We start from the raw sequence: 21,734 nt of genomic DNA, 5'->3' as shown, positions 1-21,734 counted from the left end.
GTCTGAACCGCCAGCCCAAGGACGCCGTCCTGCAATGAACAAGCCGCGCCAGCCGATCACGATCCTGATGGCGGATGACGATCCCGACGACCGCCTGATGACCCAGGAGGCCTTCACCGAGTGCCGGCTGCGCAACCCTCTGCATTTCGTCAGCGACGGCGAGGAGCTGCTGGACTACCTGCACCGCCGCGGGCCCTATGCCGACGAAGCCGCCTATCCAATGCCCGGGCTGATCCTTCTCGATCTCAACATGCCGCGCAAGGATGGCCGCGAGGTGCTGCGCGAGATCAAGGACGACCCGCGGCTGCGCTACATCCCCGTCGTCATCCTGACCACCTCCAAGGCCGAAGAGGACGTGCTGCGCAGCTACCGGGACGGCGTGAACTCCTTCATCTCCAAGCCGGTGACTTTCGCCGCCCTGCTCGATGTCGTGCAGACCCTGGGCAAGTACTGGCTGCAGGTGGTGGACCTGCCCGCCGGTGCGGAGGGCAGCGCCTCTTGATGGACGGCGTGCTCCGGGTGCTGGTGGTCGACGACGACGAGGAGGACTTCCTGATCCTCCGCGACCTGCTGGCGGACTATCCGCAGGGGCGCTTCGAACTCGACTGGGTCGCCACCCTCGCGGAGGGCGTCGAGGCCCTGCGCGCAAACAGGCACGACGTCTTCCTGGTCGACTACCACCTGGGTCCGGACAACGGCATGGACCTGGTGCGCATGGCCGTCACCGAGCGCAGCGCGCACCGGCCGGTGATCATGCTCACCGGGCACGGCAATCCCGACGTGGACCGCGAGGCGCTGGCCGCGGGCGCGTCCGACTACCTGGTCAAGGGCAACATCGACGCCGAGAAGCTGGCGCGATCCCTGCGTTACGCCGCCGAGCGGGCGCGCCAGATGGCCCAGATCGAGGACGGCAAGCGGCGCTACCGGCAGCTGTTCGAACTCAATCCGTTTCCAATCTGGGTTTACGACGCCGACACCTACCGGTTCATCGCCGTCAACGACGCCATGGTGGCGAACTACGGGTACAGCCGCGACGAGCTGCAGGGCATGACGGTCTTCGACATCCGTGACGCGGACGAGGCCGAACGCCTGAAGGCCTACCTGCCCGGACGGGCCGGCTACTCGGGCGGCGCGGGCGTGTGGCGGCATCGCCGCAAGGACGGCAGCCTGCTCTGGGCCGAGGTCACCGGGCATCCGGTCGAACTCAATGGCAAGGCCTGCCGGATGGTCATCGCCCATGACATCACCGCCCAGCGCGCGGCGCAGGAGCGCCTGCTGCTGCTGCAGCGCGCAGTGGAGTCGAGCATGAACGGCATCGTCATCGCCGATGCCCAGGCCGCCGACCTGCCGATCCTGTACGTGAACCCCGCCTTCGAAGCGCTCACCGGCTATGGCTCGGACGAGGTGATGGGCCGCAACTGCCGGTTCCTGCAGGGCGACGAGACCCGCCAGCCGGAGCTCGAGATCCTGCGCCGGGCGCTGGCCGGGGGCGAAGACTGCAACGTGATCCTGCGCAACTTCCGCAAGGACGGCGAGCTGTTCTGGAACCACCTGTTCATCTCACCGGTGCTTGACGAAGGCGGTGCCATCACGCACTTCGTCGGCATCCAGAACGACCTGACCGAACGCCGCCAGGTCGAGGCCGAGCTGGCCTACGCGGCCAACCACGACCCGGTGACCGCGCTGCCGCGCTACCCGATCCTGGAAACGGCCATCAGCAGCCTGCTCGAGCGCGAGGGCACCGAGCTGTCGCTGCTGTTCATCGACATCGACCATTTCCACGCCATCAACGAATCCATGGGCCACATCATCGGCGACGAGGCCCTGCGCCTGGTTTCCGAACGCCTGCGCGACGTGCTCGGCGGGCCGGGTTACCTGGCCCGGTTCGCCGGCGACGAATTCGTCGCGCTGGTGCCGGACGCCACGCCGGCGGAAGTGCTCGAAGTGGCCGAAGCCTTGCGCCAGGCCGTGGCCCAGCCGGTCACCGGCGACGGCTACAACCTGTTCCTGACGGCCAGCATCGGCATCGCCCGCTCGCCCATCCATGGCTGCACCGGCACCGACCTGCTGCGACGCGCCGAGGCGGCCATGAGCCGCGCCAAGCGCGAGGGGCGCGACGCGGTCTGCGAATTTTCCACCGCGCAGATGCAGGAGCTCGAGGACCGGCTGGTGCTGGGCGCCCGCCTGCGCGAAGCGGTCTCGCGCAACGAACTGCAGCTGCACTACCAGCCCCAGCTCGACGCCGGCAGTCGGCGCATCACCGGCTTCGAGGCGCTGCTGCGCTGGAACAGCGCGGACCTGGGCCCGGTGCCGCCGGGTCGTTTCATCCCCATCGCCGAATCGCTGGGCCTGATGCCCGAGCTGGGCCTGTGGGTGCTCGACGAAGCCTGCCGGCAGCTGCGCGCCTGGCGCGACCAGGGCCGGGAAGGCTTCACGGTGGCGATCAACTTCTCCGCCCACCAGCTGCAGCGGCCGGACATCGTCCAGCGCGTGCGCGAGGCGCTCGAGCGCCACGGCGTGCCGGGCGCGATGCTCGAGATCGAGCTGACCGAAAGTTCGCTGATGGAAAACGTCGACCGCGTGAAGGGCAGGCTGGCCGAGATCAAGGCCCTGGGCGTGTCGCTGTCGCTGGACGACTTCGGTACCGGCTATTCCAGCCTGGCGTATCTAAAGCAGTTTTCGCTCGACAAGCTCAAGATCGACCGCAGTTTCGTCACCGACCTGCCCGGCGACGCCGCCGATGCCGCCATCGCCCGCACGATCGTCGCCGTGGGCCACGAACTGCGCATGGTGGTCGCCGCCGAGGGCGTGGAAAACCAGGAACAGGCCGACTTCCTGCGGGAAATGGGCTGCGACGAGCTGCAGGGTTACCACTTCGGCCGGCCGGCGCCGGCCGCGGAGATCGAGGCCCGGTTCCCGCGCGACTGAACGGACGCGGGTGGTCAGCCGGCCACTGCGGGGAATATCCTGTAAGGCCCCGTTTTGAAGGAGCCGTCGCCATGCGTCGCTTCATTCCGCTTTCCCTGCTGCTGCTCGCGGCGCTGCCTGCGGTTGCGCTGGCCGGCCGGCCGGCGGTTGCGCCCGCCGCGGTCGCCGAAATCACCGCGCGCGCCGATGCGCCGATCCTGCTCGACGTGCGCACGCCCGAGGAATTCGCGCAGGGCCACCTGCCGGGCGCGGTGCTGATCCCGCACGACCAGCTGGCCGAGCGCCTGGACGAAATCAACCGCGACCGCTGGGTGCTGGTGTATTGCCGCAGCGGCAAGCGCGCCACCACCGCGCAGGAGATCCTCGAGGAAGCCGGCATCGAAGTGCGCCAGGTCGAGGGCAGCTGGCTGCGCTGGCAGGAAGAAGACCGTCCGGTGCGCGTGCCGGATGGGGCGGAGGGCGGCGAATGAGCCTCTCCCGCACCCTGGCGCTGATCGGCGCACCGACCGACATCGGCGCTGGCCATCGCGGCGCCGTGATGGGCCCCGAGGCCCTGCGCGTGGCCGGCCTCGGCGAAGCGCTCCGCGAGCGCGGCCTGGAGGTCATCGACACCGGCAATCTTTCCGGCCCCGCCAATCCCTGGCTGCCGCCGACCGACGGCTACCGCCACCTCGAGCAGGTGGTCGAGTGGAACCGCCTGGTGATGGAGGCCGTGCAGTCCCAGCTCGGCCAGGGGCGCCTGCCGGTGCTGCTGGGCGGCGACCATTGCCTCGGCCTGGGCAGCATCAAGGCGGTGGCACGCCACTGCAGGGACACCGGCAAGAAGCTGCGCGTGCTCTGGCTCGACGCCCACGCCGACTTCAACACCAGCGACGTCACGCCCTCGGGCAACGTGCACGGCATGCCCGTCGCCTGCCTGTGCGGCGTCGGCCCCAAGGCGCTCACCCATCTCGGCGGCGACTCCCCGGCGATCGATCCGAGCGTGCTGCGCCAGATCGGCATCCGTTCGGTCGACCAGGGCGAAAAGCGCCTGGTGAAGGAATACGGCGTCGACATCTACGACATGCGCTACATCGACGAGATCGGCATGAAGCGCGTGATGGAGGAGGCGCTGGAAGGCATCGACGACCAGACCCACGTGCACGTGAGCTTCGACGTGGATTTCCTCGACCCCTCGATCGCGCCGGGCGTCGGCACCACCGTGCCCGGCGGCCCGAACTACCGCGAAGCGCAGCTGGTGATGGAGATGATCGCCGACACCGGCCGGCTGGGTTCGCTGGACATCATGGAACTCAACCCGGCCTACGACGACCACAACCGCACCGGCAAGCTGGCCGTGGACCTGGTCGAAAGCCTGTTCGGCAAGTCCACCCTGATGCGGGACTGAACCGCGGCGTGAATCCCCCGTGAAACATGCGCCGGCAGTGATTGACAGGCTCCCGGGCAGGGCTAGACTCGGCAGGTAACCCACCCACAGGAGAGACCCATGACCCGTACCCGCCTGATGCTGGCGGCCATGCTGGCCGCGTTCGCGCTTTCCGGCTGCAACACCGTCGAAGGTTTTGGCAAGGATGTCTCCAAGGCCGGCGAAGAGCTCGAGGAAGCGGCGGAAGACGCCAAGAACTGATCCGGTTCGAAGGCGCCGCCAGACATCGCGAAAGGCCGGGCAGGGATGCCCGGCCTTTTTCATGCGAGATGTTTTACGGGTCGGGGACGAAACCGATCGGGAAGGCGACCGGCGCGTCCTCATGCTGCGGCCATCGGCGCGGCAGCACGCCGCGTGCCACCAGCGCCTCGGTGCCGTCGTAATGCAGCTGCAGCGTCTGCGCCGGCCAGCGGCTGGCGCGTTCGAACCGGGTCGTGGTGGCCGCGTCCCGGCGGCGTTCGCCGTGGCCCGTGCCCAGCTGCTGGCGGGCCAGGCCCCGGTCCATGCGGCTGGCCTCGGCCGACGGCGCGGCGGCGTCGCTGGCGGGGCCGGGTTTGCCCGCGCCGCGCGACTCCTTGCCTGCGATCGGCACCGGTGACGACGGGTAATCGGCCACCGGGCGTTCCCGGAACACCGCCACGCCGATCACGCCGACGTTGTCGGGCCGGCCGGTGCGGGCGGCATAGCTGTCTGGCAGGTCGGTGAAGTGGAACTGCGCGACTTCGGACAGGTTCTTGCGCCAGCCGCGCACTTCCAGCCGCTGCCAGGGACCCAGCACGTAGCCGGACTGGCCGGTGCCGGCGGTTTCACCGCTGATGGCGTTCACGCCGTCCACCGACACCACCGCCAGGACCCGTTCGCCGGTGGTGTTGTGCAGCACCAGGCTGTAGCGGTGGCCGGGCCGGCCCTCGATGTAGTGGCGGCCGCGGTGGGGGTGCCAGGGCAGGGCGTGGCCGAGTTCTAGATCCTGCACCTGCAGGTCGACCAAAGGGGCCTGGCGGGCGCAGGCGGGCGGGCTGGCCAGCATGGCCAGGGCGGCAAGTGCGATCGGCAGCAGGGCATTCACGGATTTCATGGCGGACTCCTCGTTCGGGGGCCGTCAATGCAACGTTCCGGTGGCCGGAACGGGGTTGGTGCGCCGACGCGGTAAACTCGCGGGGTTCCTTCGTCCGAAAACTCCATGACCGTCACCCGCGTACTCACCGGCATCACCACCTCCGGCACCCCGCACCTGGGCAACTACGCCGGCGCCATCCGCCCGGCGGTGGCCGCCAGCCGCCAGCCCCGCGTGGAAAGCTTCTTTTTCCTGGCCGACTACCACGCCCTGATCAAGGTGCAGGACCCGGCACGCGTGCAGCGTTCGACCCTGGAGATCGCGGCCAGCTGGCTGGCCTGCGGCCTGGACCCGGAACAGGTGTGGTTCTACCGCCAGTCCGACATCCCCGAGATCCCGGAGCTGACCTGGCTGCTGACCTGCGTGGCCGGCAAGGGCATCCTCAACCGCGCCCACGCCTACAAGGCCGCGGTGGACAGGAACACCGCCGCCGGCGAAGACCCGGACGCCGGCGTCAGCGCCGGCCTGTTCATGTACCCGGTGCTGATGGCCGCCGACATCCTGATGTTCAAGGCGCACTCGGTGCCGGTGGGCCGTGACCAGGTGCAGCACATCGAGATGGCGCGCGATTTCGGCGCCCGGTTCAACCACCTCTACGGCGAGCACTTCGTTCTGCCGGAAGCGGCGGTGGAGGAAAACGTCGCCACGCTGCCGGGCCTGGACGGCCGCAAGATGAGCAAGAGCTACGACAACACGATCCCGCTGTTCGCGCCGCGCGAAATCCTGAAGAAGCTGGTGTTCTCGATCGTCACCGATTCGCGGGCGCCGGGCGAGGCCAAGGACACCGAAGGCTCGGCGCTGTTCCAGCTGCACCAGGCCTTCGCCACGCCGGCGCAGTCGGCCGACTTCGCCCGGGCCTTCGCCGACGGCATCGGCTGGGGCGAGGCGAAGCAGGCCCTGTTCGAACGGCTCGACGAAGAGCTGGCACCGCTGCGCGAGAAGTACGAGGCGCTGATGGCCCGGCCCGACCACATCGAAGAGGTGCTGCGCGCCGGCGCTGAAAAGGCCCGGCGCATCGCCGGACCGCTGATGACCGACCTGCGCCGCGCCGTGGGCCTGCGCGACCTGCGCGAGCAGGCCGGTGTCCGGACGACGGAGTCCTCGAAGCCGGCGCTGCCGCAGTTCAAGCAGTACCGGGAAAAGGACGGCCGTTTCCACTTCAAGCTCGTGAATGGCGAGGGCCAGGAACTGCTGGGCGGCGGCGGCTTCGAGTCGCCGCGCGATGCCGGCGTGCGGGTTGCGCGGCTCAAGCTCGAGGGCGCGAGCGGCCTGCGCGAACAGGACGACGGGCTGTGGCTGGGCGACCTGCGGATCGGCGCGCTGGCGCCGGGGGTTTCGCTGGACGATGCGAAAACCGCGCTGCAGGCCTTCGTGGAGGAGGACGCCTGATGGCCGACGTCGCCGATCTTGCGTTGATCCTGTTCCTGCCCTGGTTCGCCATCCTGGGCGTGCTGTACTGGTTCTACCCGCGCCACCTGGAAAAGACGGCCGCGCGCCGGCGTTTCGACGTCACCGCGCTGGCGCTGGCTTTCGTGGCCGCCTTCCTGGCCGGTCGCTGGGGTTACGCCACGGCCGCCGCCGGCATCGAGGCGGGGCCGATCTGGCGCCAGGTGCTGGCCAGCCTGCTGGCCTACAAAGCCTTCCTGCTGGTGATCGGCGTGGCCTGGGCCTGGCGCGGGCAACGCTTCCGTCGGATTGCTTGATCCACGCCGCGGGAGGCCTACACTGGGGCGAACCGCGAGCGAGGAGAGGCGATGACCACCACCCCTGGCCCGCTGCCCGGCTGGAGCCCGCCCCCGGGCGACGAATTTCGCCTGCAGGCCCTGCGCCGCTACCGCATCCTCGACAGCCTGCCCGAGCAGGCCTTCGAAGACGTGGTGCAGCTGGCGACGACGATCTGCGGTACCCCGCAGGCGGTGGTCACCTTCGTCGATGAGTCCCGGCAGTGGTTCAAGGCCGCCCGCGGCATCGAAGGCGAGGAGACCGAGCGGGGCATCGCTTTCTGCGACATCGCGATCCGCCGGCCCGACGAGGTCACGATCGTCAACGATGCCTCGCAGCATCCGGTGTTCATGCACTATCCGCAGGTCACCGGTCCGGACCACCTGCGCTTCTACGCCGGCGCGCCGATGGTCACGCCCGATGGTTTCGCCCTGGGCACGGTCTGCGTGGTGGACGTGGTTCCCCGTGAAATCAGCCTCGACCAGGTCGAATCATTGCGTGCGCTGGCGCGCATGGCCGTCGCCCTGCTCGAACTGCGCCGGCGCGAGCTCGAGGCCCAGCGCCTGCTGGCCGAGCGCGAACTGGCCACGCGCGAATTGCAGGACTACCAGCGCAGCCTGGAAGCGCGCAACAGCGAGCTGGCCGAAGAGGCGCGCCGCGACGCGCTCACCGGCCTGCTCAACCGGGGTGGCCTGGAGCAGGCGACGCTGGGCGGCTTCTGGGCCGGCGGTGGCCAGTTCACGGTGGCCCTGCTCGACATCGACCACTTCAAGCGCATCAACGACGGCCATGGCCACGCCATCGGCGACGACGTGCTGCGCCTGGTCGGCGAACAGATCCGGCAGGCGGTGCGCGGCGGCGACGTCGCGGCCCGCTACGGCGGCGAGGAATTCCTGGTGCTGATGCCGGCGACGCCGCCGGACGGCGCCCTCAGCGTGGTCGAACGCATCCGCCAGAGCGTGGCCGGCCACCCGGACCTGCCGGTGCCGGTGACCCTGTCGGCGGGCATCGCCGCAGGCCAGGCGGGCCGCGACGACACGGAGTCGGTCTTCGAGCGCGCCGACCAGGCCCTGTACCAGGCCAAGCACCGCGGCCGGAACCGGATCGAAGTCGCCGACAACTAGCGGCCGCGACCGGCGCGGTGGCCGGTCGGGTGCCGCGGGTGCTCAGCGCGCCTTTTGCAGGTCGTCGAGCAGGGCGCGCAGGAAACGCGCGGCCTCGCCGCCGGTGGCGGCCCGGTGGTCGAAGGTGAGCGAGATCGGCATGATCCGGTGCGTTTCCAGGCCACCCAGCACCGGCACCACCGCGTGGTGCAGGCGGCCGGCGCCGATGATGGCCACGCAGGGCGGCACCACCACGGGCGTGGCGTACTTGCCGGCGAAGACGCCGAAGTTCGACAGCATGATGGTGTAGTCGCGCAGTTCTTCCGGCGGCAGCGAGCGGTTCTTGACGCCGTCGCGGATGCGGTTGATCGCCTGCCGCACCTGGTGGGCCTCCAGCCGCTCGGCGTTGCGCAGGTTGGCGACGAACAGGCCGTCAGGCGAGTCGACGGCGATGCCCACGTCCACCCGCGCGTGCCGGCGCAGCGTGCCTTCCTTCGCGTTGAGCCAGGCGTTCATCGCCGGCTCGGCTTCGGATGCCACGGCGATCGCACGGATCATGCGCGCCATGATGTCCTCGCCCGGCGCCCAGGCATGGATGTCGGCGTCGTCCATCAGCGAGGTCGGCACGACCTCGGCGTGGGCCTGGGACATCGTGCGCACCATGTTGCGGCGTACGCCGCGGATGGGTTCGTCGACATCCATTGCCGGCGAACTGCCCCTCCCCCCGCTGGCGGGGGGAGGCTGGGAGGCGGGCGCCGAGGACTTCGCGCTGCCCCCACCCCGGCCCTCCCCCGCGAGCGGGGGAGGGGGCGCAACGCTGCGGCCGGCGGCGCCCGCGGGCGCACTGCCATCGGCCGCGGCTTTCTTCACGTCCGCCGCCGTCACCACGCCGTCGGTGCCCGTCGCCTTCACCCGCGACAGGTCCACCTTGAGCTTGCGGGCCAGCGCGCGCACGGCCGGCATGGCGCGCACGCCGCCGACCGCGACGGCCTGTTCGCTGCGCACGGCGTTGGAGCTCTGCATGGCGCCGACCACGGTGCCCGCATCGCCGTCGTCCTCGCCGTCGTCGCTGGCGGGTTCCTTCCGGATCTCGCCGCCTTCGTCGGAGGCAATGACCGTCAGGTCGTCGCCGTCGTCGCGCGATTCTTCGTTCGGCACCGGCTTGCCGGCGCCCTTGTGGCCATGCGAATGACCGGTGTCCTGGGCATCCGCGCGCTGGGGCAGGGACGGATCGATTTCGATTTCGACCAGCCAGCTGCCCGTTTCGATGACGTCGCCAGCCTTGCCGGCCAGGCGGGTCACCTTGCCGGAAAACGGCGAGGGCACCTCGACCACGGCCTTGGCGGTTTCCATCGACACCAGCGGCTCGTCGAGTTTGATGACGTCGCCTTCCTTGACCAGCCACTCGACGATTTCGGCGTCGGGCAGGCCTTCGCCCAGGTCGGGCAGGTTGAACAGCTTCTTCTCGCTCATGTCTGTTTCCTCAGCCCGCCGCCAGCGCGCGCTTGGCGGCGGCGACGATCTTGTCCACGCTCGGCAGGTACTTCATCTCGAGGCGGAACAGGGGGATGTGGGTGTCGTAGCCGGTGACGCGCTCGACCGGGGCCAGCAGGTCGTACATGGATTCCTCGGCCAGTCGCGCGGCGATCTCGGCGCCGAAGCCCGCCGTCTTGGCCGCCTCGTGCACGATGACGCAGCGGCCGGTCTTGGCCACCGACTCGCGGATGGTGTCGAAATCCAGCGGCTTGAGCGTGGCGACGTCGATCACTTCGGCGCTGATGCCCTGCTTGGCCAGTTCGTCGGCGGCTTCGAGCGTTTCCTTCACCTGCGCGCCCCAGGTGACGAGGGTCAGGTCGTCGCCGTCGCGCAGCTGGAAGCACACGTCCAGCGGCAAGGCCTCGCCGTCGTCGGGCACCTCTTCCTTGTACTGCCGGTAGATGCGCTTGGGCTCCATGAAGATGACCGGATCCGGGTCGCGGATCGCGGCCAGCAGCAGGCCGTATGCGCGCTGCGGCGAGGAGGGCATGACCACGCGCAGGCCCGGCACGTTGGTGAAGATCGACTCGTTGGCTTCCGAGTGGTGTTCCGGCGCGCGGATGCCGCCGCCCCAGGGCACGCGCAGCACCATCGGGCAGGTCAGGCGGCCGCGGGTGCGGTAACGGAAGCGCGCCGCGTGGCAGATGATGTGGTCGACCATCGGGTACATAAAGCCGTCGAACTGCGCCTCGGCCACCGGCTTCATGCCCTGCGAGGCCAGGCCGACGGTGAGGCCGGCGATGGTGGTTTCGTCCAGCGGGGTGTCGATGACGCGCTGGTCGCCGAAGGTCTGTTGCAGGCCGGCGGTGGCGCGGAAGACGCCGCCGTTGACGCCGACGTCTTCGCCCAGCACCAGCACGGTGTCGTCGTGCTTCATTTCCCAGGCCAGGGCCTGGGTGATCGCTTCGATCAGGGTGATGGCGGCCATCTCAGCGGCCCTCCCACTTGATCGCGTCGGCACGCTGGGCTTCCAGCTCGGCCGGCAGTTCGGCATAGAGGTAATCGAACATCGCTTCCACCGGCTGCACCTTGGTTTCCAGGTAGGCGTTGACCTCGATGTCCACGAGCTTGCCGCATTTCTCCTTCCACTCGGCCTCTTCGGCCTCGCTCCAGACGCCTTCGGAAATCAGGAAGGTGCGCAGGCGCGACATCGGTTCGCGTTCCCAGGCTTCCTTCACTTCGGCGTCGTCGCGGTAGCGGCGGGCGTCGTCGGCGGTGGTGTGGTCGGACAGGCGGTAGGTGACCAGTTCGAGGACGCTGCCGCCGTGGCCGTTGCGGGCGCGCTTGAGCGCGTGGTCCATTGCCGCGCGCACCGCGATGATGTCGTTGCCGTCCACCTGCACGCAGTCCAGGCCGCCGGCCAGGCCCTTTTGCGCAAGCGTCTTCGCGCCGGTCTGCGCCTTGCGCGGCACCGAGATCGCCCACTGGTTGTTGATGATGCAAAGCACGAAGGGCAGCGCGTAGGCGCCGGCCGAATTGATGGCGGCATAGGTGTCGGTCTTGGAGCTGCCGCCGTCGCCGACGCAGGTGACCGCCACGCGCGGCTCGCCGCGCAGCTTGAAGGCCAGGGCGGCGCCGGCCGCGTGCAGGCACTGGGTGGCGATCGGCACGCACCACGGGTAATCGTGCGGCGGGCCGGAGAAATCGTTGCCGCGTTCGTCGCCGCCCCAGTACATCAGCACGTCGCGCGGCTTCACGCCGCGCATGAACTGGGCGCCGTACTCGCGGTAGCTGGGCGCCAGCACGTCGTCGTACTGCATGGCGCTGCCGATGCCGATGTGCGCGGCCTCGTGGCCCAGGCAGCTGGCGTAGGTGCCCAGCTTGCCGGTGCGCTGCAGCGCCACCGACTTGGAGTCGAAGGTGCGCACCAGCAGCATGTGCTTGAACAGCTCGACCAGGTTGCGACGGTCCTTCGCGAACTCGGGCAGGTCGTCGCGGACCAGCCGGCCGTCGGGGCCAAGGTATTGAAGGTATTCGATTTCGAAGGTGGCGACGGTACTCATTCGGGCCTCCCGGGCAGGCGCCCTTGATAGCAGCCCGCGCCCGCCCAAGGCAAGTCGCGACGGCTTTCGCGCCGTCTTTGGCGCAGGCAAAAAGAAACCCCGCCGAAGCGGGGTTTCCGGTGTCGCCGAGGGTGGCCGCGGCCACCCGCGCGGGGCTCAGCGTGCCAGCGGCATGCGCAGGGCCTCGAGGTTGTTGCTGGTGTTCGGATCGGCCGAACGCGACTGCACCCAGCCCAGCACGTCGAAGCGGCTGTTGCGCGGCGGCTTGCCGGTGGTGACGCCCAGTTCCAGCACGTCCTCGTTGCCGGCCAGGATGCCGCCGGTCACCTGGCAGGTGATCAGCGTCGCCAGCGCGGTGCCGTCCTTGCTGCAGGTCCAGTTGGCCGGCGGCGCCATGTCGATCTCGGCCGGCGCGGCCTGCACCAGCACCGTCACCGTCGGCGACAGCGCAAGGTCCGGACCCAGGTTGGCGACCGTCACCAGCAGCACGTTGCGCACGCCGACGCGGTAGGACTTGTTGACCGCGTCGATGTCGAACATCAGGTCCGCGCGGCGGGTGTTGGACTTCGACAGGTACAGCACCACCGGGTCATGGTCGGAGAACCGCACCGCCATCGACTCGTCGGCGAAGTTGTCCACCGCGAAGTCGGCGTTGACCCGGGCATGCGCGGTGCGCAGGCCGGGGAAGTCGGCCAGCAGCGCCTGGTTGACGACGATGTGGTCCAGGGTCTGGGCGTTGCCTTCGAAGGAGAAGGAATAACGACCGGTCGCGGGCTGCAGCGTGGTCAGGTTGCTCAGCGGGGTGGTCAGCGGGCTGTCGGCGTACTGGTAGACCGCGTCGTTCGCCGCTTCCTGGCCGGTGACGATGCCCATCACGTCGACGTAGCCGTCGTTGAACTCGAAGGCGTTGAAATCACCCAGCAGCACGATGCGTTCCTGCGGGTTGGCCTGCTGGAACTGCTCGACCAGGCCGGCCAGGAACACCGCCTGCTCGGCGCGCTTGATCCGGCGGCGATCGCCGGTGGTCGCGTAGCCATTCGAGCCCGGATCGGTCGAGTTGATGTCGATCAGCGACAGCAGGTGGTTGGCGATGACGGTCACCGGGGTGCCGGTGCCGACCGGGTTGTTGAGCACGGCGCGCAGCACCAGCGGCGGCCGGTCGTTCATCACCGAAGTGCTGGCGTTCGGGTTGGTGATGCGGGCGTCCTTGCCGTACTGCACCACCGACTCGACCTGCACGCGCGGCACCGAGGCCCGCACTTCCGCGGTGTTGACCAGGAAGCCGACGTTGATCTTGCTGCCGTCGTTACCTTCCTCCAGGTAGGCCTGGTACTGCGGGCCGCGGGCGCAGGTCGCGTTGATGCGGTCGGCCAGCAGCTGCAGGGTGCGCAGGTTCTCGACTTCGACCACGCCCAGGATGTCCGGGGCCTTCATGAAGTCGCAGATCGCCAGCGAGGCCTTGGCCAGGCGCTTCTCGAAGGCCAGCGCGGTCAGCTGCACGTCGCCGCCGACGTCGTTCACTTCGTCGTAGAAGCGCAGCATGTTGGCGCTGGCGATGGTGAACTCACCGGCCGCCGGGTCGGGCACCGCGCCCGGCATCGCGCCGCCTTCGACGGTGATCGCCGCCGTGGGGTCCGGCATCACGATGTAGGCGCCGACGCCGTAGTCGAGCACGCCGACCAGGCCGCTGACGACCGCGCCGGTGTCCACCACGAGCGGGGACGCGCCGACCTGGCCGCGGCTCTGGATGCGCAGGCGCTCGGGGTTGGTGTCGAAGATCGGGGTGTTGGCGGGCGGCGGCGGGGTCTGGTCCAGCGTGCCGATACCCGGCTCGCGGAACGGACGGGCGATGCCGTCGACCACGCCCCAGAAGTTGCCGTTCGGGAAGGCGAGGGCGTCGTTTTCGTCGATGCTGCCTTCGGTCGGCGCGGTCGCCACCAGGCGGGCCACCGAGACGCGCATGCCTTCGAGCGGCTCGAGCTGGTCGACCGGGCCGTTCGGGTCGGTCATCGCCGCCGTGATCTCCACCGGCGCCGGCAGGGCATTGCCCGAGCTGATGACGCTGACGGACGGGCCGGTCAGTTCGGTGATGAAGTCCTGGTGCGGGTTGGAGGACGGGCGGTATTCCTCGACCGTGCCGGTCACGCGCACGCGGTCGCCGACGGCCACGGTGGGGGCCGAGCCGGTGTAGACCAGCAGGCCTTCGGACGTGGCCGGGTTGCCGTCTTCCTCGCCGGAGGCGCTCTGCACGAAGAAGGCGTTGTTGAAGCGCAGCGCGGTGACGATGCCCTCGACGGCCACCAGGCCGCCGTCCATCGGCGACAGCGCACCCGCGCCCTGGACGTCGTGGATGCCCAGCAGCGGCGCCTCGACTTCCGTGGTCTCGGTGGCCTGGTTGTTGGCCGGCTGCGGGTCGAACAGGGCCGACGAAACGGTGGCCGTCGTGCTCAGGGTGCCGGCGAAGGCACCGCTGACCTGCAGGTCCAGCACGACGTTGCTGCTGGCGCCGGACGCGACCGGGCCGGCACCGGTGCACTCGAGCACCGCGGCGACGACGGCGCAGCCGTCGAACACGCCGGGGGCGACCGTGTGGCCAACATAAGTGGTGCCGGCCGGGATCGGCAGGCTCAGGGCCAGGCCGGTGACGGCCTGCGGGCCGTTGTTCGCGACGGTGGCGGTATACGCCACGCTGCCGCCAGTCACCACCGGGTCGGCGTTGTCGGCCAGGGTGACCGCCACATCGGAATACGTGTCGTAGACGGTGATCTCGACTTGGTCGCTGTTGTTGCCGGTGTCCGGGTCGCCGGCGTTGTTGGCGACGCCGCTGATGACCACCGGGCCGGAAACGCCGGCGCCAACGGTGTAACCGTAGTAGAACGTGGCCGCGGCGCCCGGGGCCAGCATGAGCGAACAGGTGGAGTCGCCGCCGGCGCCGCCGGAGGTGCTGCAGGAGCCCGAAACCTCGGTGCCGATCTCGCCGACGATGTCCTCGAAGCCTGCCGGGCCCGCCGGGGTGAGCGTTCCTGGGACAGAGCGCGTGTAAAGGGTGTTGGTGATCGTGGCGGTGCCGATGTTGGTGAAACGGGTGCGGATCAGGACCAGGCCGCCCGGGATGGTTTCGGCCGGGTCCGCGGACATCTCGATCATCAGGTCCGGACCGCTGGCCGAAAGCACCGGCGTCAGCGAGAAGTCGTCCACCGCCAGGCCGTCGTCGGCGCCGGAGGCATTGAAGTCGGTCCAGCGGATGCAGAAGCCGCTGCCATTGGCGATGGCCAGGCCGCCGATCTGGCCGGCGATGGCGGTGCGGTTGGCGGCGTCGTTGCCGTTCTTCGCGCCGGTGCCGACGGTGTTCGGGGTGCTGAAGTCCAGTGCGTCCACGTCCGTCCAGGTGCCGCCGGCCACGTCGGTGGCGTCGAGGCTGTACTGGAAGTTGATCGTGTCGGCACGGCCGGCGGTGCCGGAGCGCCACTGTTCGCCGGTGTAGGCGATGTCCAGCGCCTCGAGGGCGCTGCCGGTGTTGTTGGTGAAGCAGGCGCCGAAGGTCGGGTTCAGCGAGCCGCTCAGCAGGCCACCCAGCGCGCGTTCGGCCGAGCCGCTGGCGCCGTAGCTGTAGGTGTCGCCCGAATTGCTGCCACCGGTATCGCCGGCGTAGAGCTCGTTGTCGCGGCTGCCGCCGCCGGTTTCGTTGATCAGCCAGCCCGCCGGCAGGGCGGCGTTGGCCGTGCCCGAGTTGGCGAGGGTGTCGAAATCCTGGGTGTAGGCGGGCCCGGTGAGGGACACCTGGGCCGAGGCCGCCCCGGCCGCCAGGCACAGGACGAGCAACGCGGACGCGCGTGGCGCTAGCTTCATGATTGGTTTTCCCCTGGTAAAAGACGCAAAAGCCTGATTGACGGCTTTCGCAGCCGGATGGTAGCCGTTTTTGGTTGCGTTGGCGTTACGGTCCCGGGGGGCTAATCTTGTGCACCCCAGCAAAACCCGGGAACCGCCTTGTCCCAGCCCCCGAACCAGCGCGCCCTCGAGCAGGGCATCACGACCGACCTGCGCGACCGCCTCACCTATGGCGGCTACCTGCAGCTCGACACCCTGCTGTCGGCCCAGAAGCCGCTGTCGGACCCGCCGCACCACGACGAGATGCTGTTCATCGTCCAGCACCACGTCTCGGAGCTGTGGCTGAAGCTGCTGATCCACGAGCTGCGCGCCGCCGTGGCCTGCCTGCAGCGCGACGAGCTCGACCCGATGCAGAAGATCCTGGCCCGGGTGAAGCAGGTGCAGAAGCAGCTGACCGAAATGTGGTCGGTGCTCGAAACCCTGACCCCGGCCGACTACCTGCAGTTTCGCGACATCCTGGGCCCGGCCTCGGGATTCCAGTCGCTGCAGTACCGGCTGGTGGAATTCCTGCTGGGCAACAAGAACGCCGGCATGGTGAAGGTGTTCTCGCACGACCCGGCGGCGACGGCGGAGCTGGAGGCGGTGCTCAACGCCCCGAGCCTGTACGACGAATTCCTGCGCCACCTGCACCGCAAGGGCTACGCCATCCCGGCGCGCTGCGTGCAACGCGACTGGTCCCAGCCCTACGAGCGCGAGCCGGCGCTGGTCCCGGTGTTCAAGGCAATCTACGAAGACACGGACACCCACTGGGAGGCCTACGCGACCTGCGAACAGCTGGTGGACGTCGAGGCCAGCTTCCAGTTCTGGCGCTTCCGGCACATGAAGACCGTCGAGCGCATCATCGGCTACAGGCGTGGCACCGGCGGCAGTTCCGGCGTGGGCTTCCTCAAGCAAGCGCTTGAACTAACCTTCTTCCCGGAGCTGTTCGAGGTGCGCACCGTGCTGGGCCAGCCCGGCTGAGGCATCCGGCCGGACGGGCTGCTAGTCTTCGGGCCTTGTCCGAAACCCGCCCGGAGCCACCATGAGCCAAGCCATCCCGCCCGATCTCGCCAAGCGCGGCTTGATCACCCGCGGCCTCGACCTCGTCGAACGCGTGGGCAACAAGCTGCCGGACCCGGCGGTGCTGTTCCTGATCCTGATGCTGATCACCTGGGCCGTGTCGGCGGTGATGGCGCAGATGAGCTTCGCCGAGATCGACCCGCGCACCCAGGCGCCGGTGGAAATCGTCAACCTGCTGTCCGGCAGCAGCCTGACCAGTTTCATGGCCAGCATGGTCAACACCTTCGTCACCTTCGCGCCGCTGGGCGTGGTGCTGGTGGCGATGCTGGGCCTGGGCGTGGCCGAGCACACCGGCTTCATCAACGCGGCGCTGCGGGCGATGCTCAGCGTCACCCCGAAGGCGCTGCTGACGCCGGCGCTTGTCGGCGTCGGCGTGCTCAGCCATGTGGCGGTCGACGCCGGCTACGTGCTGGTGATCCCGCTGGGCGCGGTGATCTTCTACGCCGCCGGGCGGCACCCGCTGGCGGGCATCGCGGCGGCGTTCGCCGGCGTGTCCGGTGGCTTCTCGGCCACCTTCATCGTGCCCTCGAGCCTGGATCCGCTGCTGGCGGGCCTCACCCAGGCCGCGGCGCAGCTGGTCGACCCGAGCTACGAGGTCAATCCGCTCAACAATTATTTCTTCACCACCAGCTCGACCCTGCTGATCATGATCGTCGGCTGGATCCTGACCGACCTGGTGATCGAGCCGCGCCTGAAGGCGACGCCGGTCGACGGCGACACCAGCCAGATGCCGAAAATGGAGGCGCTGCGGCCCGAGGAACGCAAGGGCCTGGTCGCGGCGATGCTGGCGATGGCCGTGGCGATCGTGCTGTTCGTGCTGACCCTTCTGCCGGAAGGCACGCCCTGGGCCGCCGACCCGGCCACGCTGGCGCCGGGCACGCATCCGCTGCTGGCCTTCACTTCGCCGCTGATGCGCTCGATCGTGCCGCTGATCTTCATCTTCTTCCTGATCCCGGGCGTGGTGTACGGCTACGTCGCGGGCACGGTGAAGACCCACCGCGACATCATCGCCGGCATGTCCAAGGCGATGTCGGGCATGGGCTATTACATCGTGATGGCCTTCTTCGCGGCCCAGTTCATCTTTGCCTTCGGGCAGTCGAACCTGGGCGTGCTGATGGCGATCAAGGGCGCCAACCTGCTGCAGGCCATGGGCCTGCCGATGGCCGCGACCCTGGTGGGCATCGTGCTGCTGTCGGGCTTCGTGAACCTGATGGTCGGCTCGGCCTCGGCCAAGTGGGCCCTGATCGGCGCGGTGATGGTGCCGATGCTGATGCAGCTGGGCGTCTCGCCCGACCTGACCCAGGCCGCTTACCGCGTCGGCGACAGCTCGACCAACATCATCACGCCGCTGCTGCCGTATTTCCCGCTGATCGTGGTGTTCTGCCAGAAGTACGTGAAGGGTGCCGGCGTCGGCACCCTGCTGGCGCTGATGCTGCCGTACTCGATCACCCTGCTGGTGGTCTGGACCGCCTTCCTGATCGGCTTCTGGGCCCTGGGCTTCCCGCTGGGCGTGGGTTCGAGCTTCACCTACCCGGCCGGCGGCTGAGGCTGAACGGGCCGGCCGGCGTTTGACGCCGCCGGCCCCCACCGGTTACACCTTCGCGCCTTGTTTCACTTTGATTACCCAGGGGAGTAAGCAACCAAGTGGCCAGCCTTCCGAATACCGCCGGGGAGAAAACCTTCCTCGGCCACCCGCGCGGACTCTACGTCCTGTTCTTCGCCGAAATGTGGGAGCGCTTCTCCTACTACGGCATGCGCGCGCTGCTGATCTTCTACCTCGTCAAGCACTGGCTCTACAGCGAGGAAGAATCGTCGATCATATACGGCGCCTACACGGCGCTGGTCTACATCACGCCGGTGCTGGGTGGTTACCTGGCCGACCGCTACCTGGGCCAGCGCAAGGCGGTGTTGTACGGCGCCGTGCTGCTGACCATCGGCCACTGCCTGATGGCGATCGAGGGCAACGGCGGCCAGGACAGCTGGGCGCTGAACTGGTTCTGGCTGGCGCTGAGCTTCATCGTCGTCGGCTCGGGTTTCCTGAAGGCCAACATCTCGGTCATCGTCGGCCAGCTCTACCCGCGTACCGACCTGCGCCGTGACTCGGCGTACACGATCTTCTACATGGGCATCAACCTCGGTGCCGCGCTGGGCGCGATCATCGCCGGCTGGCTGGGCGAGACCTACGGCTGGGCCTACGGCTTCGGCGCCGCCGGCCTGGGCATGCTGCTGGGCCTGATCGTGTTCGTGATCGGCAAGCCGGCCCTGATGGGCAAGGGCGAACCGCGCGATCCCGAGCGCCTTTCGCGCCGCACCGCCGGCCTGAGCATGGAGTGGTGGCTGTACCTGGTGGGCATCGGCGGCGTCGGCCTGGTCTGGGTGCTGATTCAGTACCAGAGCCTGGTCGGCTGGCTGCTCGGTGGCGCCGGCATCATCCTGGTCGGCTACGTGATGTTCACCGCGGTGTTCAAGCTGGCGCCGCAGGACCGTGACCGCATCTTCGCGGCCATGTACCTGATCGTCGGCTCGATCCTGTTCTGGGCGCTGTTCGAGCAGGCCGGTTCGTCGCTGAACCTGTTCACCGACAGCTCGGTGGACCGCCGCCTGCTGGGCTACGAAGTGCCGGCCTCGGTGTTCCAGTCGATCAACGCGATCTACATCGTGCTGCTCGGACCGGTGTTCGCCGGCCTGTGGCTGTTCCTGGGCCGCCGCGGCCTGGAGCCCTCGTCGCCGGCCAAGTTCGGCCTGGGCGTCATCCAGCTCGGCGCCGGCTTCCTGGTGCTGGTCGCCGGCTCGTCGGCCATCTACGAAGGCGGCCTGACCCCGGTGCTGTTCATCTTCCTGATCTACCTGCTGCACACGACCGGCGAACTGTGCCTGTCGCCGGTGGGCCTGTCGGCGATGAACCGGCTGTCGCCGGCGCACCTGGCCAGCCTGATCATGGGCACCTGGTTCTTCGCCTCGGCTTCGGGCAACTTCGCCGCCGGCATGATCGCCGCGGCCACGGGTTCGGAAGGCGTGGACAACGCCGGCCCCGAGCGCGTGCTCGAGGTCTACACCACGGTCGGCTGGGTCGCGGTGGGCGTGGGCGTGGTCATGGTGGTGATCGCGCCGCTGGTGAAGAAGCTGATGCACCTCGACACGCTGCAGGATTTCGAGGACGACGTGCCCGGCAAGTCGGAAGTCGGCGAGCCGCAGGCGGGTGGGACGCATCCCAAGGCCTGAAGCTGGCTGAGGGTATGGGGACGGGTGCAATTTCCTTCGGGGAATTGCACCCGTTTTCATTTGCGCGGGGGAAGTAGCACCCGTCCCCCCGGCCGCCCGGCGGCTTAGTCGCGGGTGGCGGCTTCGCGTTCTTCGATGCGGGTCAGCAGGCGGTCGAGGGTGGCGCGTTCGTCGGTGTCCAGGCCCTCGAGCAGGCGGCGCTGGTAGGCGAGGGCCATCGGCGCCACGTCTTCGTAGATGGCCCGGCCGGCCGGGCTGAGGCGCAGCACGGAACGGCGGCGGTCGTCGCCGTGGGTGTCGCGCTCGATGCGGCCGGCGGCCTGGAGGCTGGCGACGGCGCGACTGACGGCGACCTTGTCCATCGCGGTGCGTTCGGCGACCTCCCGGGCCGACAGGTCGTCGCGCCGGCCCAGCACCGCCAGCACCCGCCATTCGGTCACGCCCAGGTCGAAGCGGTCGGCGTAGAGGCGGGCGATGTCCTGGCTGATGCGGTTCGACAGCACCGACAGCCGGTAGGGCAGGAAATGCGCCAGGTCCAGGATGTCGCGTTCAGGCATTGCGGCAATGCACCTTGCAAATGGTTTCAGTTGAAACTATAACGGACGTCTTCCCCATGCAAGCGGCTTCCCGGAGGTTTTCCATGAGCGCACAACCCAACCTGGGCATGCAGCCCACCACCTTCGAAAATCCGATGGGCATCAACGGCTTCGAGTTCGTTGAATTCGCCGCGCCGGCCGATCGCGGCGAGGCGATGGCGCAGTACCTGCGCAACCTCGGCTTCACCGCGATTGCGAAGCACAAGAGCCGGCCGATCACCCTGTACCGCCAGGGCACGATCAATTTCCTGCTCAACGAGACGCCCGATTCCTTTGCTTCGGATTTCGCGGCCCAGCACGGCCCCTCGGCCTGCGGTTTCGCGATCCGGTTCAAGACGCCTTCCTCGAAGGTGCTCGAACACGTGCTGGCCAACGGCGGCGAGCGCCAGGACCACCGTGCCGACACCCGTGCCGTGGACGCGCCGGTGGTCAAGGGCATCGGCGACTGCATGCTGTACCTGGTCGACGACGGCCGCGAGGACCTGTACGCGGACTTCGCGCCGATCCCGGGCGTGGACCAGAACCCCAAGGGTTTCGGCCTGACCTTCATCGACCACCTGACCCACAACCTGTTCATGGGCAACATGCAGAAGTGGTCGGACTACTACGAGAAGCTGTTCAACTTCCGCGAGATCCGCTACTTCGACATCAAGGGCGCCAAGACCGGCCTGCTGTCGAAGGCGATGACCGCGCCCGACGGCGTGGTGCGCATCCCGCTCAATGAGTCGAGCGACGAGAAGAGCCAGATCAACGAATACCTGCGCGAGTACAAGGGCGAGGGCATCCAGCACATCGCGCTGTTCACCGACGACATCTACAGCTCGGTGGAAGCCATGCACGAGGCCGGTGTCAAGTTCCTCGATACCCCGGACACCTACTTCGACGTGATCGACCAGCGCATCCCGGCGCACGGCGAGGACGTCGCCCGCCTGCGCAAGAACAGCATCCTGATCGACGCCGACCCGGAGACCAAGCAGCGCAAGCTGCTGCAGATCTTCACCCAGAACGCGTTCGGTCCGATTTTCTTCGAGATCATCCAGCGCAAGGGCAACGAGGGTTTCGGCGAGGGCAACTTCCAGGCCCTGTTCGAGTCGATCGAACGCGACCAGATGCGCCGCGGCGTGCTCTGACCGGAGC

General features: G+C 68.7%; 18 protein-coding genes. 12 read left to right on the top strand and 6 right to left on the bottom strand.

Annotation, left to right across the window (positions count from 1 at the left end; all coding sequences use genetic code 11):
- Nucleotides 1-34 precede the first annotated feature (34 nt).
- The 5 genes from ACE3TE_RS00915 (at nt 35) to ACE3TE_RS00895 (ending at nt 4,555) form a co-directional block, all read left to right on the top strand.
- Nucleotides 35-502, top strand: coding sequence for a response regulator (locus tag ACE3TE_RS00915; RefSeq protein WP_374601332.1), 468 nt, complete (start codon nt 35-37; stop codon nt 500-502).
- Nucleotides 502-2,928 (top strand): EAL domain-containing protein, encoded by a 2,427-nt coding sequence (locus ACE3TE_RS00910; protein WP_374601330.1) that lies wholly within the window; start codon nt 502-504, stop codon nt 2,926-2,928. Before ACE3TE_RS00915 ends, ACE3TE_RS00910 begins: the two co-directional genes overlap by 1 nt.
- 71 nt (nt 2,929-2,999) lie before the next feature.
- Nucleotides 3,000-3,398 (top strand): rhodanese-like domain-containing protein, encoded by a 399-nt coding sequence (locus tag ACE3TE_RS00905; protein ID WP_374601329.1) that lies wholly within the window; start codon nt 3,000-3,002, stop codon nt 3,396-3,398.
- Nucleotides 3,395-4,315 carry an arginase gene (rocF, locus tag ACE3TE_RS00900; RefSeq protein WP_374601327.1) on the top strand — a complete coding sequence of 307 codons (921 nt, stop codon included), beginning with the start codon at nt 3,395-3,397 and terminating at the stop codon, nt 4,313-4,315. Before ACE3TE_RS00905 ends, rocF begins: the two co-directional genes overlap by 4 nt.
- 99 nt (nt 4,316-4,414) lie before the next feature.
- Nucleotides 4,415-4,555 (top strand): entericidin A/B family lipoprotein, encoded by a 141-nt coding sequence (locus tag ACE3TE_RS00895; RefSeq protein WP_374601325.1) that lies wholly within the window; start codon nt 4,415-4,417, stop codon nt 4,553-4,555.
- A gap of 73 nt (nt 4,556-4,628) precedes the next feature.
- Here ACE3TE_RS00895 and ACE3TE_RS00890 read toward each other — a convergent pair whose 3' ends face one another.
- On the bottom strand, nt 4,629-5,429 hold the full coding sequence (locus ACE3TE_RS00890; RefSeq protein WP_374601323.1) for a hypothetical protein: 801 nt from the start codon (nt 5,427-5,429) through the stop codon (nt 4,629-4,631).
- Nucleotides 5,430-5,534: 105 nt separating this feature from the next.
- Between ACE3TE_RS00890 and ACE3TE_RS00885 the strand changes: the two genes are divergently transcribed.
- Genes ACE3TE_RS00885 through ACE3TE_RS00875 form a run of 3 tightly spaced genes read left to right on the top strand, consistent with a single transcriptional unit; the run spans nt 5,535 to nt 8,314 of the window.
- Nucleotides 5,535-6,857 (top strand): tryptophan--tRNA ligase, encoded by a 1,323-nt coding sequence (locus ACE3TE_RS00885; protein WP_374601322.1) that lies wholly within the window; start codon nt 5,535-5,537, stop codon nt 6,855-6,857.
- Nucleotides 6,857-7,171, top strand: a complete 315-nt coding sequence (locus tag ACE3TE_RS00880; protein WP_374601321.1) for a hypothetical protein — start codon at nt 6,857-6,859, stop codon at nt 7,169-7,171. The genes ACE3TE_RS00885 and ACE3TE_RS00880 overlap by 1 nt, the downstream gene beginning before the upstream one ends.
- Nucleotides 7,172-7,222: 51 nt before the next feature.
- Complete coding sequence (locus tag ACE3TE_RS00875) at nt 7,223-8,314, top strand: diguanylate cyclase (protein WP_374601320.1); 1,092 nt, start codon at nt 7,223-7,225, stop codon at nt 8,312-8,314.
- A gap of 42 nt (nt 8,315-8,356) precedes the next feature.
- Here the strand turns inward: ACE3TE_RS00875 and ACE3TE_RS00870 are convergent, their stop codons facing one another.
- The 4 genes from ACE3TE_RS00870 to ACE3TE_RS00855 all read right to left on the bottom strand — a co-directional run bounded on the left by ACE3TE_RS00870 (nt 8,357) and on the right by ACE3TE_RS00855 (nt 15,681).
- Nucleotides 8,357-9,766, bottom strand: coding sequence for a dihydrolipoamide acetyltransferase family protein (locus ACE3TE_RS00870; RefSeq protein WP_374601319.1), 1,410 nt, complete (start codon nt 9,764-9,766; stop codon nt 8,357-8,359).
- 10 nt (nt 9,767-9,776) lie between these two features.
- A complete protein-coding gene (locus ACE3TE_RS00865) occupies nt 9,777-10,757 on the bottom strand; it encodes an alpha-ketoacid dehydrogenase subunit beta (RefSeq protein ID WP_374601318.1) in 981 nt (326 codons plus the stop codon).
- A gap of 1 nt (nt 10,758) precedes the next feature.
- Entirely contained in the window at nt 10,759-11,832 is a 1,074-nt protein-coding gene (gene pdhA, locus ACE3TE_RS00860) for a pyruvate dehydrogenase (acetyl-transferring) E1 component subunit alpha (RefSeq protein WP_374601317.1), read from the bottom strand.
- 156 nt (nt 11,833-11,988) lie between these two features.
- Nucleotides 11,989-15,681 (bottom strand): hypothetical protein, encoded by a 3,693-nt coding sequence (locus ACE3TE_RS00855; RefSeq protein ID WP_374601316.1) that lies wholly within the window; start codon nt 15,679-15,681, stop codon nt 11,989-11,991.
- A 138-nt stretch (nt 15,682-15,819) separates the two neighbouring features.
- Here ACE3TE_RS00855 and ACE3TE_RS00850 point away from each other — a divergent pair, with 138 nt between their 5' ends.
- From ACE3TE_RS00850 to ACE3TE_RS00840, 3 genes are all read left to right on the top strand, one after another.
- The gene (locus ACE3TE_RS00850; protein ID WP_374601314.1) at nt 15,820-16,680 is read left to right on the top strand and encodes a tryptophan 2,3-dioxygenase; all 861 of its coding nucleotides are present in this window, start codon (nt 15,820-15,822) and stop codon (nt 16,678-16,680) included.
- Between the two features lie 61 nt (nt 16,681-16,741).
- Nucleotides 16,742-18,325 carry an AbgT family transporter gene (locus tag ACE3TE_RS00845; protein WP_374601312.1) on the top strand — a complete coding sequence of 528 codons (1,584 nt, stop codon included), beginning with the start codon at nt 16,742-16,744 and terminating at the stop codon, nt 18,323-18,325.
- 98 nt (nt 18,326-18,423) lie between these two features.
- Nucleotides 18,424-20,001, top strand: a complete 1,578-nt coding sequence (locus tag ACE3TE_RS00840; RefSeq protein ID WP_374601310.1) for a peptide MFS transporter — start codon at nt 18,424-18,426, stop codon at nt 19,999-20,001.
- A 104-nt stretch (nt 20,002-20,105) separates the two neighbouring features.
- Here the strand turns inward: ACE3TE_RS00840 and ACE3TE_RS00835 are convergent, their stop codons facing one another.
- Nucleotides 20,106-20,558, bottom strand: a complete 453-nt coding sequence (locus ACE3TE_RS00835; RefSeq protein ID WP_374601308.1) for a MarR family winged helix-turn-helix transcriptional regulator — start codon at nt 20,556-20,558, stop codon at nt 20,106-20,108.
- A gap of 83 nt (nt 20,559-20,641) precedes the next feature.
- Here ACE3TE_RS00835 and hppD point away from each other — a divergent pair, with 83 nt between their 5' ends.
- A complete protein-coding gene (hppD, locus tag ACE3TE_RS00830) occupies nt 20,642-21,727 on the top strand; it encodes a 4-hydroxyphenylpyruvate dioxygenase (protein ID WP_374601307.1) in 1,086 nt (361 codons plus the stop codon).
- Nucleotides 21,728-21,734: the final 7 nt, after the last annotated feature.

This window comes from Arenimonas sp. (assembly GCF_041919775.1).
Classification (GTDB): domain Bacteria; phylum Pseudomonadota; class Gammaproteobacteria; order Xanthomonadales; family Xanthomonadaceae; genus Arenimonas.
Note: the sequence above shows the minus strand (reverse complement) of the source record. Positions and strands in the feature narration are given on the sequence as shown.